We start from the raw sequence: 14344 nt of genomic DNA on the forward strand, positions 1-14344 counted from the left end.
GCTGCCGCTCACCGCGACGTTGCCGCCGTTTGCCAAAAACGTCTTCCGACTTATTCATTTTTCTTGCGTGCTGCCGATAGCGAGGGTGCGTGAGAACCATGAGCTAAGTAACTTTAAGTTAACTAAGGTAAGAAAATGAAAAACTGGTCCGTAAAGGGCAGTCTGACGGCGGCGCTTTTTGTGCTCGTCGCAATGCTGGGGGTCATCAGTGCGCTGGGGATGTATTCCATGAACTCCAGTAGCCAGGCAATACATGAGCTGGCCGAGATCAATGTCAAGCAGAGCAATACGCTCAACCGCGCCCAGGTGAATCTGATGAGTGCGCGAGCGATGCTCGAGCAGTATGCGAGTGCCATTGGCGCGCAAGCGGCTAGCTCCGAGGTGACTCAGTTGCCCGAGAAAAGCCGGGTGGCGCTAGAGCAGGCCGAACAGCGCTTTGCCAGCTTTGAGTCAATTCACATGGGAGAAAATAGCCGTAGAGACCCCTATGTCGATGCCGTTAAAGCGACTTGGGCGGCCTTGGTCGATGAAACGCTCCGGCCTCTCGTGCAAGATCCCCAGCGTTTCGAAATACGCTTTCAATTGCTTGAGCTGAGCGAGCGATCCGCAGCCTTTGATCAAGCTGTGCGTGAGTTCATTCATTACGCCGAGGCTCGTGGCAGAACGCTGATCGCCGAAAACGATCGCACTTCATCGATCGTTAAGTCGGCTGCCATTGCTCTACTGATACTTGCCTTGCTGGCCGCCTACCTTGTACGCGTGGCTATGATTCGCATGGTGGTCAAGCCCCTTCAAGAAACGGTCGACCATTTCGATCGTATTGCCAAGGGGGATCTCACGGCACGTATCGATGATCGGGGTACCAACGAGATCGGTCAATTGTTCGCCTCGTTGAAAGAAATGCAGGGCAAACTGGTTGAGTTGGTGCGGTCTCTGCGCAGCAGTAGCGACAATGTGTTCACAGGGGCCCGCGAGATCGCGTCTGGCAGCCAGGACCTGTCGTCACGTACCGAGGAGCAGGCTTCTGCGTTACAGGAGACGGCATCGAGCATGGAACAGATGGCCTCCACGGTGCGCCAGAATGCTGACGCCGCCAACGAGGCCGACCAACTATCCACGAAGGCCTCCCGCAAAGCGGAAGAGGGTGGCCGTGAGGTCCAGCAGACGGTCGATGTGATGCGCTCGATCGAGGAAAGCGCTCGCAAGATCAACGAAATCATCGGCGTCATCGACTCAATCGCCTTCCAGACCAACATTCTGGCGCTCAATGCATCGGTCGAAGCGGCACGTGCGGGAGAGCAGGGGCGTGGGTTCGCGGTGGTGGCCAGCGAGGTTCGGTCGCTAGCCAGTCGTAGCGCTGAATCCGCCAAGGAGATTCGCAGCCTGATCGAAACGACTTCAACTCGTATTGAAGCGGGCGCCGAACAGGCTGAGCGGAGCGGGAAGACCATCAACGAGACCGTCGAGGCCATCGGCAAGGTTTCCAAACTCATGGCTGAGGTCGCGGCGGCAACGCATGAGCAAAACGGTGGCATCGATCAGATCAATGTTGCCGTGACCCAGATGGACTCAGTGACGCAGCAGAACGCATCACTGGTCGAGCAGACGAGTTCCGCGGCGGCTTCTCTCGAAGACCAGGCGGAGCGGTTGTCGGCGCTCATCGCCACGTTCCGGGTCGCCGGTGCAACTGCTACATCGTCTCCCCAAGCGCTGCCCAGCATCGCCAAAGCCGAAAGGCAGCAAGCCCAAGCGCCTATTCAGGCCAAGAAAGCCGTAGCTCATGCACGTGCGACAGCGACGGAGGAATGGGAGGCGTTTTAAGACACGGCCATCTCCAGGCAGCCATTGCTAGAGCTACTGGTGCAGGCAGACAAAGCCCGGCCCTTGCGGTCGGGTTTTTTGTCGCTTCGTCGATAGCCGCGGCGCTCTCGCGGCGATGGCGAAGGTGCTCGGAAAGCCGCTTGGCACCTTATAAACTATTGTTAAAATTCGCCGCTGCTCAACGTGCGTTCGGTGGCTATGCTTGGGTTGGCAGGTGCATGCTCCAGTAACGGCGTGCACATGGGAACCTGCCAGCGGCCAAGAAGGACGATCAATGTCAAAGGAAGACACATGCACAATGCCGAGAAATCGAGCCATGATCTTCACGACTGCCTGATTCGCCACTTGCGACAGGAATTCCCGGCACCGGCCGTGACGATAGATTCACTGGCACTTCAGTTGCAGCGTCTGATCGACGGGGGCGGCGATCAGTTGCCGCTACCAGGCAAAGGTAACACGCTGGAGCGTTGGCGAATGCTCGCCGCAGTCGCTAGTCATGATCTGGGACTGGCCAAGCTCTTCGAAGGTCATACCGATGCGTTGGCGATCATCGATGAATGGAGCGCTCAGGAATGCCTGCCGCCGAGCGGCTTAATCGGCATGTGGGCTGCCGAACCGCCTTTCGCAAGAGTGTCGATTACCGACAACCCATCCTCTTCAGGGCCATGCGCTCAGGCTCCCTCACGCCAGGTTCGCCTCGACGGTCGCAAGGCATGGTGCTCGGGCGCGCCAGTTCTCTCGCATGCCTTGATCACCGCCTGGCATGGCGAGCACCAGCGGTTGGTGCTGGTCGAGCTGGAACAGCCGGGAGTGACGATCAGCAATGAGGGTTGGGAAGCGGTCGGCATGGCCGCCACCGCCAGCGTCGACGTCCTATTCGACGGCGCCCGGGGCATGCTGGTCGGCCCGCCGGATGGCTATCTGCAGCGCTACGGCTTCTGGCACGGTGGCGCGGGAATCGCTGCTTGCTGGTTCGGCGGCGCCCGCCGGCTCGTCGAGACGCTGCAAGCCAAGGGGGCGCGCAGTGACGATCCTCATCTCAGCGCTCATCTGGGCGCCGTCGATGTGGCGCTGGCCAGCGGCGCCGCGATGCTGCGCGAGAGCGCGCAGTGGATCGACGCCAATCCTGGCCGCGACGCCTGGCTGGTGGCCGAGCGCACCCGGGCCAAGATCGAGCAGGTCGTCGAGCAGGTCATCCATCACTGCGGGCGCGGGCTGGGCGCCGGCCCCTACTGCCGGGACCCGGCGTTCGCACGAATGGTTGCCGATTTGCCGGTCTATGTGCGCCAGAGCCACGCCGAGCACGACCTGGCAGGCATCGGCCGGTATATCGCCGCTGGGGGAGCGGTGTCAGAAGCATCGCCCGATGTCTCGCCCTGGGAGCTTTAGCAATGCCGTCTGGGGACGATCGCCGCATCGAAGGGGCGGGGACGCCGGAAGCCGACTGGGCGGGTCTCGCGACGCTGCCCGCCATCGCGCCTGGCGAGCTGGTCGCCGAGGGGCAGCGGACGGTCGTCGTCGCGCCCCATCCAGATGACGAGATCCTTGCTTGCGGCGGGTTCATGCTGCGTCTGCTGGAAGCGCGGCGCGAGGTGGTGCTGGTCGCCGTCACCGATGGCGCCGGTAGCCACCCCGGATCGAATGTCTGGACGCCCGGGCGGCTGGCCCGCGAGCGCCCGCGCGAGAGTCGCGAGGCCTTGCAACGGTTGGGCGCAGGCGCTGTCGACGTCCAGCGCCTGGGGCTGAGCGACACCCGGGTCGCGGAGCAGGCGAGCCGGCTGCTGGGGTGGCTCGGGCGGTTCCTGCGCCCGGACGATGTGGTCGTGACTACTTGGCGCGGCGATGGCCATCCGGATCACGAGGCTTGTGGGCGTATCTGTGCCCAAGCGGTCCAGGCGGCAGGCTGCGGCATGCTCGAGACGCCGGTATGGGCCTGGCATTGGTCGTGGCCCGGCGACCCGCGCGTACCCTGGCAGCGCGCGCGACGCATCGTACTGACTCCGGATCAACTGGCCGCCAAGCGTGCAGCGATCGAAGCCCATGTCAGTCAACTCGGCGAGGATGCCTCGACCGGCCAGGGACCGGTGCTGCCCGAGACGGCGCTGGCGCGGCTGCTGCGTCCGTTCGAGGTCGTCCTGCAATGAGCTTCGGGCCGGATGATTTCAAGGCGCTGTACGCCCGCAGTGCCGACCCGTGGCACTACGAGACCTCCTGGTACGAGGCCCGCAAGCGTGCCCTGACGCTTGCCGCGCTGACCCGGGAGCGCTACGCCCGTGCGTTCGAACCCGGCTGCTCGATCGGCGTGCTGACCGCCGAGTTGGCTGCGCGCTGCGATGTATTGCTGGCCTGGGACACCAGCGAAGCGGCGCTCGCTGCGGCGCATGGCAGGATGGCTGCGGCGGGCCGGGATGCCGATGTCGTGACCTTCGCCTCTGGCTGGGTGCCGCATGTCTGGCCGAGCGGCGAATTCGACTTGATCGTGTTCAGTGAAATCGGCTATTTCCTGTCGCGTGCCCAGCTGCTCGAGGCGCGCGAGCATATCGCTGAGTCGCTGGCTCCCGGCGGCGAGTTGCTGGCCTGTCATTGGCGGCACCCGATCCAGGGCGGTGAACTGGATGGCGATGGCGTCCATCGGCTGCTGGACGCGATACCTGGATTGCAATCGGTCGTGCATCACCACGAAGCCGATCTGGTGATCGATCTTTGGTCGCGGGTAAGTGATTCGTTGGCCCAACAGGAGGGGCTGTTATGACTCGAAAGGAACTCGTCACATGATCGGCGTGGTGGTACCGGCGCACAACGAGGAGGCTTACCTCGAAGGCTGTCTCGAGGCGCTGCTTACAGCAATCGACCACCCGCGGCTGGGCGGCGAAACGGTCAGCGTGGCGGTGGTGCTCGATGCGTGTCGCGACGGCTCGGCGGCGATCGCCCGGCGCTATCCGGTAGCTATCATCGAAGTCGCCGGTCCCAATGTCGGCATGGCGCGCCACGCCGGTGCCCAATGGCTGCTGGCGCACGGTGCGCGCTGGCTGGCGTTTACCGATGCCGACAGCCGAGTCAGCGACGACTGGCTGGCCTCGCAGTGCAATGCGGGCAGCGACGTGGTCTGCGGGGGGATTCGGCTGGCCGAGTGGGAGCGGCTGCCTGCCGGCTTGCGGCAAAGCTATCTGGGCTACGATCACGGCGATCAGCGTATCTATGGCGCCAATCTCGGAGTCTGCGCACTGGCCTACCAGGCGGTAGGCGGCTTCAGGCCGTTGCGCTGTCACGAGGACGTGCAACTGGTGCGTGCCCTGGAAGCCGACGGCTACCGCATCGCTTGGGACCGTACGGCGCGGGTCACCACCAGCGCGCGGGAGGATGCCCGCGCGCCGGAGGGCTTCGGCGCGTTGATGAAGGCGCTGAAATGAACCGCCCCGTCGCACGGGGTGGGAACGAACGCTCAGTCCACTCGACCGAGCATCAAAAATTCGAGCAGGGCCTTCTGGGCGTGCAGCCGGTTGCCGGCTTCCTGCCAGACCACCGCGCGCGGGTCGTCGAGTAGCGTCTCGCTGATCTCCTCGCCGCGATGGGCCGGCAGGCAATGCAGGAACAGCACGTCATCGGCGGCCTCGTCGAGCATCGCCTCGTCGACCTGAAAGCCCTGGAAGGCTCGGGCGCGCTTGGCCTGCTCCTCCTCCTGGCCCATCGATGCCCAGACGTCGGTGGTCACCAGGTTGGCGCCGGCGACCGCCTGCTGCGGGTCGCGCATGATCGAGACGCGCTCTCCGGCGGCGGCGAGGATCGCCGCGTCGGGCTCGTAGCCCTCCGGGCAGCAGACGCGCAGTTGAAAATCGAACTGGCGGGCCGCATTGATCCACGAGTGGCACATGTTGTTGCCGTCGCCGATCCACACGGCGGTCTTGCCGCGCACCGCGCCGCGGCATTCGCTCCAGGTCATGACATCGGCGAGCAACTGGCAGGGGTGGTAGTCGTCGGTCAGGGCATTGATGACCGGCACATCGCTGGCCGCGGCGAAGGTTTCAAGGCTGGCGTGCGAGAAGGTCCGGATCATCACCGCGTCGACCATCTCCGAGAGCACGCGCGCAGTATCGGCGATCGGTTCGCCGCGGCCCAGTTGCGTGTCGCGCGGCGAGAGGAACAGCGCGTGGCCGCCGAACTGGGCCATCGCCGTCTCGAACGAGACCCGGGTGCGGGTCGACGACTTCTCGAAGATCATCGCCAGCGTGCGGTTGGTGAACGGGGTATAGGTCGGCCCGTGGGTCTTGAGTCCGTTCTTGATGGTCACCGCGCGACGAATCAGGTAGCCGAGCTCGTCGGGGGTAAGGTCCAGCAGGGTCAGAAAGTGGCGTGTCGCCATGGCTAGCTCCTGTCATCGGCAGGCCGCGAACGAAAAGGGCGCCGTACCCTGATGAGTCGTTGCCCACCAGCGCTAGCGGCGCCCCGGCCATGGTGCGTCGCAGCACACGGCCGTGCGAAAGACGACTATCCTAGCCACAGGCCGGAAGCGACGCAACGCGCGGTGTGCGATCTTGGCGGGGCAGGGCTGCTTTCGCCCGGCGAGGCGCGTAAAATGGCCGGCACGCCAACATTCACCGGTAACGCGGCATCGCCGAATTCCGCGGTGCCCCGGTAAGGAAGGTCCCATGAGTACGACCCTAGAGAACATCCAGCAACAGATCGCCGAAAACCCGATCCTGATCTACATGAAAGGCACCCCGCAGCTGCCGCAGTGCGGTTTTTCGGCGCAGACCGTGCAGGCGCTGATGGCGTGCGGCGAACGCTTCGCCTTCGTCAATATCCTCGACAATCCCGATATCCGCGCCGAGCTGCCCAAGTACGCAAACTGGCCGACGTTTCCCCAGTTGTGGGTCCACGGCGAGCTGGTCGGCGGTTGCGACATCGTCGTCGAGATGTATCAGAACGGCGAACTCGAGACGCTGATCAAGGACGCCGCCGCCAAGGCCGGCGCCGAGCAGGGCGACAAGGCCTGATCCGGCGTCTGGCGTAGCGTAGCCAACTGCCGTCCAGGCAGGGCCCGCGAGTTCATGCTCGCGGGCCTTTTTTGTGAATGCCTGTTGTGCTCGCCTCTTGAGTTCGGCCGCATGAGCCGAGGGGATACGCGCGGATACGAAATTGCCTGATCCTGCCGTTGAAATGCGCGTGCGCGGCCATCACGCTGAACTATGGAGGGGTCGAGCGGATCGGCCTCGCAATGAGCATGAAAGGGAGACCCCCGATGCAGGTACCACTGGAGATCACCTACAACCATATTTCCCGTTCCGAGTGGATCGACGACTACGTCAAATCACGCGTCGAAAAGCTCGAACACTTCAGTGACAACATCATTTCCTGTCGCTTCACCATCGAGCAGACACAGAACCCGCACCGTAACGGCAACCCCTATCGCGCTCATGTTTCGGTCTCGCTGCCCGCCAAGCGCGAGTTGGTCGCCGAGAAGACCGATACGGTCACCGACATGCAGGTCCAACTGCGCCCGATCATCAAGCACGCCTTCGAGGCGATGGAAAAGCAGCTGAAAAAGGAGAGCGGCAAGCGCGAGGCCAAGAAGATCAAGCACTCCGAGGGTGACGAGGCGATGCCGCCGGTGGCTACCGTGGTACGCATGTTCGAGGAGGAAGGCTACGGCTTTCTCAAGAACCTCAGCGGCGAGGAAATCTATTTCCACCGCAATTCCGTACTGCACAATGACTTCGAGCGGCTAACCGTGGGCTCACAGGTGCGTTTCGAGCCCGAAGCGGGGGAGAAGGGGCCTCAGGCCAGCACGGTTCAGATCATCGACAAGCCCGGAGTCGCCGGCTCGCAGGATGTCGAGAACGATATCAGCCAACCTGCCGGTTGGGAGCGTCGCCCCTGAAGGCATTAGGCGCGCCCCGGTGAGCCTGCTCATCGGGGCGCGCATTACCATCCCGCCATACAGTGCTGGGCCGCCCTCTGAAAGGTTCAGTCTTCTTCCATACCCTGCTCGCGCAAGGCGAGATCCCAGCCGCCCAGGTCCTTGAAGCGATTGACGATGGCGCAGAACAGCTCGGCGGTGCGTTCGGTATCGTAGCGCGCCGAGTGCGCCGCGGCGTTGTCGAACTCGATCCCCGCGGCGCGACAGGCGCGGGCGAGCACGGTTTGGCCATAGACCAGCCCGGAGAGGGTCGCCGTATCGAAGCTCGAGAAGGGATGGAAGGGATTGCGCTTGATGCCGCAGCGGGCGATCGCGGCGTTGAGGAATGTGTGGTCGAAGGCGGCGTTATGGCCGACCAGTATCGCGCGGGTGCAGTTGTTGGCCTTGATCGCCTTGCGCACCGGGCGGAATATCTCGCCCAGTGCCTGCGATTCGGTTAGCGCGACGTTCTTGCGCAGCGGATTGTCGAGATCGATACCGGTGAAGTCCAGCGCCGCCTGATCTATGTTGGCGCCCGCGAAAGGCTCGACATGAAAGGCGTAGGTGTCCTCGGGCATCAGATTGCCCAGCGCGTCCATGCTCAGGGTAACAGCGGCAATTTCCAGAATGGCATCGCCCTGGGCGTTGAAGCCGCCGGTCTCCAGGTCGACCACCACCGGCATAAAGCTGCGGAAACGCTGTGCCATCAGCCCTTGGGCGTTCGCTTCGGTCATGCCTCTCTCCCGTCCAGAGTCGCTCCTTCGCGGTCGCCCCGCGCGCAATGGCCGAGAGTCTAGCATCTCACTTGCGGGGCGTCCCCACCGCGGCGGTATTCGCCGCCCGCCCTGGGCGCTATAATCGGCCGATCGCCAAGTCGCGGTGTCGACGCCAGCCACTGGCGTCATCGCCCATGTCATGAGTCACAAGGAGCTCCCGATGTCCGATGTCAAAAAGGTAGTCCTCGCCTATTCCGGCGGTCTGGATACCTCTGTGATCGTCAAATGGCTGCAGGAAACCTACGACTGCGAGGTGGTGACCTTCACCGCCGACATCGGCCAGGGCGAGGAGGTCGAGCCGGCGCGCAGCAAGGCCCAGGCGCTGGGGGTCAAGGAGATCTACATCGAGGACCTGCGCGAGGAGTTCGTGCGCGATTACGTCTATCCGATGTTCCGCGCCAATACCATCTATGAAGGCGAGTACCTGCTGGGCACGTCCATCGCTCGGCCGCTGATCGCCAAGCGCCTGATCGAGATCGCCAACGCCACCGGCGCCGACGCGATCTCCCACGGCGCCACCGGCAAGGGCAACGACCAGGTGCGCTTCGAGCTCGGCGCCTACGCGCTCAAGCCGGGGGTCAAGGTCATCGCGCCGTGGCGCGAGTGGGACCTGACCTCCCGCGAGAAGCTCATGAACTACTGCGAGCAGCACCAGATTCCGGTCGATTTCTCCAAGAGCAAGAAGAAGTCGCCCTATTCGATGGATGCCAACCTGCTGCACATCTCCTACGAGGGCGGCATCCTCGAGGATCCGTGGGCCGAGGCCGAGGAGGATATGTGGCGCTGGAGCGTGGCTCCCGAAGCCGCACCGGATACGCCCACCTACATCGAGCTGACCTTCGAGAAGGGCGATATCGTCGCCATCGACGGCGAGCGCCTGGCCCCCCACGAGGTGCTCTCCAGGCTCAACAAGCTGGGTGGCGACAACGGCATCGGCCGTCTCGACATCGTCGAGAACCGCTACGTGGGCATGAAGTCGCGCGGCTGCTACGAGACGCCGGGGGGCACCATCATGCTGCGCGCCCATCGCGCCATCGAGTCGATCACCCTGGATCGCGAAGCGGCGCACCTGAAGGACGAGCTGATGCCCAAGTACGCCGAGGTGATCTACAACGGCTACTGGTGGAGCCCCGAGCGCAAGATGCTGCAGGCGGCGATCGACGAGACCCAGACCTACGTCAACGGCGTGGTACGCTTGAAGCTCTACAAGGGCAGCGCCAGCGTGGTGGGCCGCAAGTCCGAGCAGTCGCTGTTCGACGAGTCGATCGCGACGTTCGAGGATGACGCCGGCGCCTACAATCAGAAGGATGCTGAAGGCTTCATCAAGCTCAATGCGCTGCGCTTGCGGATCGCCGCCGGCAAGGGCCGCCAGGCCGATTAACGGGCGGCTGGCCGGACCGGGTGTCCAGGCCGGCCACGTCCTGCAAGGAGGAAGGCATGCTCAAACGGCTCATCGACGGTCTGTTTCGGACCGGTGACGTCAATGACGAAGAGATCCCCGCGACCGAATACCGCGGTTATCTGATCACTCCGGAGCCACAGGACACCGGCGGCCAATACCGGGTCAGCGGCTGGATCCGCAAGCCGGTCGAGGGCGGCGAGACGCTCGAGCATCGCTTCGAGCGCTCGGACGTGGTCGCCTCCCGCGAGGCCTGCGTGGAGTTGACCCTGAACAAGGCCAAGCGCTTCGTCGACGATCTCGGCGACGAGATGTTCAAGAAGCGCTGACCTCGGCGTCCGACCTTGACGCGCAACGGCACCTTCCAGGGTGCCGTTTTTTTATGCGCGGAAGATGGGCCGTATCGTCGTGGTTGGCTTCGGCGCATGGCGGAGGGCACACTGGGGGCCGCCTTCAGGAGGTTGGTCATGATTCGTGTTCATCATCTGGAAAACTCGCGTTCGCAGCGCGTGCTGTGGCTGCTCGAGGAGCTGGAGCTCGACTACGAGATCGTCAGCTACCATCGCGACCCTGCAACGATGCTGGCGCCGGATTCGCTCAAGCAGGTCCACCCATTGGGCAAGTCGCCGGTGATCGTCGATGGCGAGATCACCGTCGCCGAATCCGGGGCGATCATCGATTACCTGATCGAGACCTACGATCGTCAGTACCGGCTGGTGCCACCGGCGGGCAGTGCCGAGTACCGCCGCTACCGCTACTGGCTGCATTACGCCGAAGGCTCGGCGATGCCCTTGCTGGTGATGTCGCTGGTATTCACCCGGCTCGGCAAGCCGCCGGTGCCCTTGGTGATGCGCCCGTTCGGGCGCGCGCTGGCCAACGGGGTCAAAGCGAAATATCTCGAGCCGCAGATGCGTCGTCATCTGGACTTCTGGGAAAGCGAACTGACCGCCTCGACCTGGTTCGCTGGCGAGCACTTCACCGCCGCGGACATCCAGATGAGCTTTCCGCTGCTGGCGCGGGGGGCGCGTGGCGGATTGGGCGAGCGCCCCCATTTGACGGCCTGCCTGGCGCGGATGCGCGAACGTCCCGCCTATCGGCGCGCCATCGAGAGGGGCGGCGAGTTCGCGATGTAGCCCGCCGAAGAGATGCCTTGCCAGAGAAAACCGCCAAAGGACACTCCCAAGCTTGCGTGAAGGCCCTGTTGTGAAAGCCCTATTGCTATCCGGCTATGCCGCCGTCAGCCATCGCCACTGGACGCGGGGGCTGTTGCGCGAGTTCCCCGATATCGACTGGACGCTGCTCGAATTGCCGCCTCGCCATTTCCAGTGGCGGGTACGCGGCAACCCATTGATCTGGCTGAGCGAGCGGGCGAATCTGCTGGCCGAGCCCTACGACCTGGTCCTGGCGACATCGATGGTCGATCTGGCGACGCTGATCGGGCTGTTCCCGACGCTGGCGCGGGCGCACAAGGTGGTCTATTTCCACGAGAACCAGTTCGCCTTTCCGCGTTCGCCGAACCAGCCGCTGCGTCCCGAGCCGCTGATGGTCAATCTCTACGCGGCGCTGGCCGCCGACAGGGTGGCGTTCAACAGCGCCTACAACCGCGACAGTTTCGTTGCGGGCGTGAGCGACTTCCTGAGCCGCATGCCCGACAAGCCGGCCATCGGGCCCCGGCTCGATCGCCTCGCGGCACAGGCGCAGGTGTTACCGGTGCCGCTCGATGAACCGCCTTTATCGTCGGCCCGGGCGGCTGCGTCGCGCCATGCCCGACGCATCGTCTGGAATCACCGCTGGGAATACGACAAGAATCCCGAGACGTTCTTCGCCGCGTTGGCGACGCTGAGCGAGCGCGGCATCGACTTCGAGGTCGCGGTGATGGGCCAGCAGTTCCGCCAGCGACCGCCGGTCTTCGACGAGGCGCGGGAATGGCTCGGCGAGCGCGTAGTGTGTTGGGGCGAACAGCCCGTCGAGGCCTATCGTGCGATGCTGGACAGCGCCTCGATCGTCGTTTCGACCACGCATCATGAATTCCAGGGCCTGGCGATCATGGAAGCGGTGCAGCGGGGCTGCCTGCCGCTGGTACCGGATCGGCTGTGTTTTCCACAGTTCTATCCCGAGGCCTGCCGCTATGCGGGCAGCCAGGTTGCGCTCGAGGCGCGTCTCGCGCAGTGGCTGAGCGAGCCGGCTTCGCGTCCCGCGTTGCCCGATGCGCGCGTCTGGCAATGGCCGGCCTGGCGTGACGCCTATCGGCGCCTGCTGGGCGTGTAGCATCGGTGGGGGGCGCGGTATCCTCGCATGATCTCCCGGCCGCTTGGTACATGGGGCCTGCATCACTGTTTGTCGTTCGCTTTGACGCTTGGCTACGCTGATAACACTCGCTCGTTAGCAAGCGTCGACGACAACGACAGACAAGGAGTAGGCGATGAGCGCGACGATCCTGATGCTGCTCGGGCTGGGCGGAATGGCGCTCGGCTATTTTGTGTATTCCGCCTTCATTGCCCGGCGGGTCTATGGACTCGACCCGGACTTCGAAACCCCCGCCCATGCCTACGAGGATGGCGTCGACTACGTCCCGACCAACCGCTTCGTGCTGTGGGGGCACCATTTCACCTCGGTGGCCGGCGCCGCGCCGATCGTCGGCCCGGCGATCGCGGTGATCTGGGGCTGGCTGCCGGCCTTCCTGTGGGTGGTGATCGGCACCGTGTTCTTCGCCGGCATGCACGATGCCGGGGCGATCTGGGCCAGCGTGCGTAACCGCGCGCGCTCGGTGGGCTCGCTGACCGGCGACGTGGTCGGCAAGCGTGCGCGCAGCCTGTTCATGATCGTCATCTTCCTGGTGCTGTTGATGGTCAACGCGGTGTTCGCGGTGGTCATCGCCGGGCTGATGATGGACTTTCCCAGCGCCGTGGTGCCGGTCTGGGGGGCGATCGCGGTGGCCCTGGTCATCGGCCAACTGATCTACCGGCGGATGATCAGCCTGCCCGTGGTGTCGCTGCTCGGCGTGATCGCGCTCTACGCGTTGATCGCCGTCGGCCCGGCGGTGCCTCTGCCCATGCCGGACCAGGTCGGCGGCGTCTCGGGCAACGCGCTGTGGGTGTTGATCCTGTTCGGCTACGCCGGGATCGCCTCGCTGTTGCCGGTGTGGATGCTGCTGCAGCCGCGCGACTACATCAACGGGCTGCAACTGTTCATCGGCCTGATCATCCTCTATGGCGCGGTGGTGCTCGCCAACCCGGCGATGGTCGCGCCGATGTTCAATCAGCAGGTGCCGGAGGGCACGCCTTCGCTGATTCCGCTGTTGTTCGTGACCATCGCCTGTGGGGCGATTTCCGGCTTCCATGGGCTGGTGGCGTCGGGGACCACCTCCAAGCAGCTCAATCGCGAGACCGACGCGCGATTCGTCGGTTATTTCGGCGCGGTGGGCGAGGGCGCGCTGGCGCTGGCGGCGATCCTCGCCACCGCGGCGGGCTTCGCCAGCCTCGCCGATTGGCGCGGCATGTATCAGGCGTTCGGCGAGAACGGTGTGGGTGCCTTCGTGCAGGGCGGCGCCTACCTGATCCAGAACGGCATCGGCCTGCCCGAGGCCACCGCCTCGACGCTGCTGACGGTGATGACCGCGCTGTTCGCCGGCACCACCATGGACACCGGCCTGCGCCTGCAGCGCTATATCTTTCAGGAGTGGGGCGATATCTATCGCCTCGAGTGGATGAAGAAGCCGCTGCCGGCCACGCTGCTGGCGGTCGGCAGCTGCCTGTTGCTGGCCTTCGGGGCCGGCGGCGCCGATGGCTCGGGGGGGATGATCATCTGGCCGCTGTTCGGCACCACCAACCAGTTGCTGGCGGGGCTCACGCTGCTGGTGATCTGCGTGATGCTGGTACGCCGGCGTCGCCCGATCCGCTACGCACTGGTACCGCTGTGCTTTCTGCTGGCGATGACCATCCTGGCGCTGTTGACCCAGCTCAAGGGCTTCTACAGCGAGGGCAACTACTTCCTGCTGTGCCTGGATATCGTGGTATTGATCGCCTCGATCTTCGTCGCCTTCGAAGCCGCCTCGGCGCTCAGGCGTCAGCGCCGGGAAATGCTCGAGTCGCCCGAGGCCTGAACCAATAGAGACGAAAGAGCCGTGAGGAGACCGCAATGAGCGATTCGCGCCGCGAGCGCCTGCGCCATTGGCTGGCGCAGTTGCGCCACTACAGCGAGGAGGTCTATGCGGCGCCGTACCGCGGGGCGGTCGCCCGGGCACGACGCGACGAGGACGACCTGTTCATGCTGCTGGTGTTCAGCGAGCTGATGGGCGTGCCCAACCCGGCGGCCTATTACACGCTGGAGCTCCAGCCGCTGCTGCTCGAACGCTTTCACGACTGGCACCGGCGGATGGGCATGGAGCGCTCGCCGCTCGATCATTTCCGCTGCTGCTAGTCGTGATACGGAGCGCCAATTCGACCAAGAGAA

General features: G+C 64.3%; 15 protein-coding genes. 13 read left to right on the plus strand and 2 right to left on the minus strand.

The genetic code is table 11. The features are described 5' to 3' along the window. Positions 1-135 precede the first annotated feature (135 nt). The 5 genes from R6258_RS13705 (at position 136) to R6258_RS13725 (ending at position 5231) form a co-directional block, all read left to right on the plus strand. Positions 136-1821 carry a methyl-accepting chemotaxis protein gene (locus R6258_RS13705; RefSeq protein ID WP_318451195.1) on the plus strand — a complete coding sequence of 562 codons (1686 nt, stop codon included), beginning with the start codon at positions 136-138 and terminating at the stop codon, positions 1819-1821. 291 nt (positions 1822-2112) lie between these two features. Further along, a complete protein-coding gene (locus R6258_RS13710) occupies positions 2113-3210 on the plus strand; it encodes an acyl-CoA dehydrogenase family protein (protein ID WP_318451197.1) in 1098 nt (365 codons plus the stop codon). Positions 3211-3212: 2 nt separating this feature from the next. After that, positions 3213-3965 (plus strand): PIG-L family deacetylase, encoded by a 753-nt coding sequence (locus R6258_RS13715; protein WP_318451199.1) that lies wholly within the window; start codon positions 3213-3215, stop codon positions 3963-3965. Then, on the plus strand, positions 3962-4573 hold the full coding sequence (locus R6258_RS13720) for an SAM-dependent methyltransferase (protein ID WP_318451201.1): 612 nt from the start codon (positions 3962-3964) through the stop codon (positions 4571-4573). Before R6258_RS13715 ends, R6258_RS13720 begins: the two co-directional genes overlap by 4 nt. A gap of 19 nt (positions 4574-4592) precedes the next feature. Further along, entirely contained in the window at positions 4593-5231 is a 639-nt protein-coding gene (locus R6258_RS13725; RefSeq protein ID WP_318451203.1) for a glycosyltransferase, read from the plus strand. A 32-nt stretch (positions 5232-5263) separates the two neighbouring features. Here the strand turns inward: R6258_RS13725 and argF are convergent, their stop codons facing one another. Continuing rightward, entirely contained in the window at positions 5264-6181 is a 918-nt protein-coding gene (gene argF / locus R6258_RS13730; RefSeq protein ID WP_318451205.1) for an ornithine carbamoyltransferase, read from the minus strand. Positions 6182-6467: 286 nt separating this feature from the next. On the opposite strand from argF, the gene R6258_RS13735 reads away from it, so the two are divergent. Together R6258_RS13735 and R6258_RS13740 are read left to right on the plus strand one after the other, a co-directional pair. Continuing rightward, complete coding sequence (locus R6258_RS13735; RefSeq protein ID WP_318451207.1) at positions 6468-6815, plus strand: Grx4 family monothiol glutaredoxin; 348 nt, start codon at positions 6468-6470, stop codon at positions 6813-6815. A gap of 245 nt (positions 6816-7060) precedes the next feature. Further along, positions 7061-7699, plus strand: coding sequence for an HPF/RaiA family ribosome-associated protein (locus R6258_RS13740; RefSeq protein ID WP_318451209.1), 639 nt, complete (start codon positions 7061-7063; stop codon positions 7697-7699). A gap of 86 nt (positions 7700-7785) precedes the next feature. Here the strand turns inward: R6258_RS13740 and rnt are convergent, their stop codons facing one another. After that, a complete protein-coding gene (rnt, locus tag R6258_RS13745) occupies positions 7786-8451 on the minus strand; it encodes a ribonuclease T (RefSeq protein ID WP_318451211.1) in 666 nt (221 codons plus the stop codon). 202 nt (positions 8452-8653) lie between these two features. Between rnt and R6258_RS13750 the strand changes: the two genes are divergently transcribed. From R6258_RS13750 to R6258_RS13775, 6 genes are all read left to right on the plus strand, one after another. Beyond that, positions 8654-9874, plus strand: coding sequence for an argininosuccinate synthase (locus R6258_RS13750; RefSeq protein ID WP_318451213.1), 1221 nt, complete (start codon positions 8654-8656; stop codon positions 9872-9874). A 56-nt stretch (positions 9875-9930) separates the two neighbouring features. Continuing rightward, on the plus strand, positions 9931-10221 hold the full coding sequence (locus tag R6258_RS13755; protein WP_318451215.1) for an HlyU family transcriptional regulator: 291 nt from the start codon (positions 9931-9933) through the stop codon (positions 10219-10221). Positions 10222-10359: 138 nt separating this feature from the next. Then, entirely contained in the window at positions 10360-11025 is a 666-nt protein-coding gene (locus R6258_RS13760; protein ID WP_318451217.1) for a glutathione S-transferase, read from the plus strand. Between the two features lie 70 nt (positions 11026-11095). Beyond that, entirely contained in the window at positions 11096-12160 is a 1065-nt protein-coding gene (locus R6258_RS13765; RefSeq protein ID WP_318451219.1) for a DUF3524 domain-containing protein, read from the plus strand. 154 nt (positions 12161-12314) lie between these two features. Further along, positions 12315-13994, plus strand: a complete 1680-nt coding sequence (locus R6258_RS13770) for a carbon starvation protein A (protein WP_318451221.1) — start codon at positions 12315-12317, stop codon at positions 13992-13994. Positions 13995-14029: 35 nt separating this feature from the next. Further along, positions 14030-14311, plus strand: a complete 282-nt coding sequence (locus R6258_RS13775; RefSeq protein ID WP_318451223.1) for a cory-CC-star protein — start codon at positions 14030-14032, stop codon at positions 14309-14311. Positions 14312-14344: the final 33 nt, after the last annotated feature.

It is taken from the genome of Halomonas sp. HP20-15, from assembly GCF_033446685.1.
GTDB lineage: Bacteria > Pseudomonadota > Gammaproteobacteria > Pseudomonadales > Halomonadaceae > Modicisalibacter.

Excerpts from the sequence above, each read along its gene's own strand:
- R6258_RS13750 (WP_318451213.1), top strand. The coding sequence starts at position 8,654 with ATGTCCGATGTCAAAAAGGTAGTCCTCGCCTATTCCGGCGGTCTGGAT.
- R6258_RS13710 (WP_318451197.1), top strand. The coding sequence starts at position 2,113 with ATGCACAATGCCGAGAAATCGAGCCATGATCTTCACGACTGCCTGATT.
- R6258_RS13755 (WP_318451215.1), top strand. The coding sequence starts at position 9,931 with ATGCTCAAACGGCTCATCGACGGTCTGTTTCGGACCGGTGACGTCAAT.
- R6258_RS13715 (WP_318451199.1), top strand. The coding sequence starts at position 3,213 with ATGCCGTCTGGGGACGATCGCCGCATCGAAGGGGCGGGGACGCCGGAA.
- R6258_RS13735 (WP_318451207.1), top strand. The coding sequence starts at position 6,468 with ATGAGTACGACCCTAGAGAACATCCAGCAACAGATCGCCGAAAACCCG.
- R6258_RS13775 (WP_318451223.1), top strand. The coding sequence starts at position 14,030 with ATGAGCGATTCGCGCCGCGAGCGCCTGCGCCATTGGCTGGCGCAGTTG.
- rnt (WP_318451211.1), bottom strand. The coding sequence starts at position 8,451 with ATGACCGAAGCGAACGCCCAAGGGCTGATGGCACAGCGTTTCCGCAGC.
- argF (WP_318451205.1), bottom strand. The coding sequence starts at position 6,181 with ATGGCGACACGCCACTTTCTGACCCTGCTGGACCTTACCCCCGACGAG.
- R6258_RS13720 (WP_318451201.1), top strand. The coding sequence starts at position 3,962 with ATGAGCTTCGGGCCGGATGATTTCAAGGCGCTGTACGCCCGCAGTGCC.
- R6258_RS13760 (WP_318451217.1), top strand. The coding sequence starts at position 10,360 with ATGATTCGTGTTCATCATCTGGAAAACTCGCGTTCGCAGCGCGTGCTG.
- R6258_RS13725 (WP_318451203.1), top strand. The coding sequence starts at position 4,593 with ATGATCGGCGTGGTGGTACCGGCGCACAACGAGGAGGCTTACCTCGAA.
- R6258_RS13740 (WP_318451209.1), top strand. The coding sequence starts at position 7,061 with ATGCAGGTACCACTGGAGATCACCTACAACCATATTTCCCGTTCCGAG.
- R6258_RS13770 (WP_318451221.1), top strand. The coding sequence starts at position 12,315 with ATGAGCGCGACGATCCTGATGCTGCTCGGGCTGGGCGGAATGGCGCTC.
- R6258_RS13705 (WP_318451195.1), top strand. The coding sequence starts at position 136 with ATGAAAAACTGGTCCGTAAAGGGCAGTCTGACGGCGGCGCTTTTTGTG.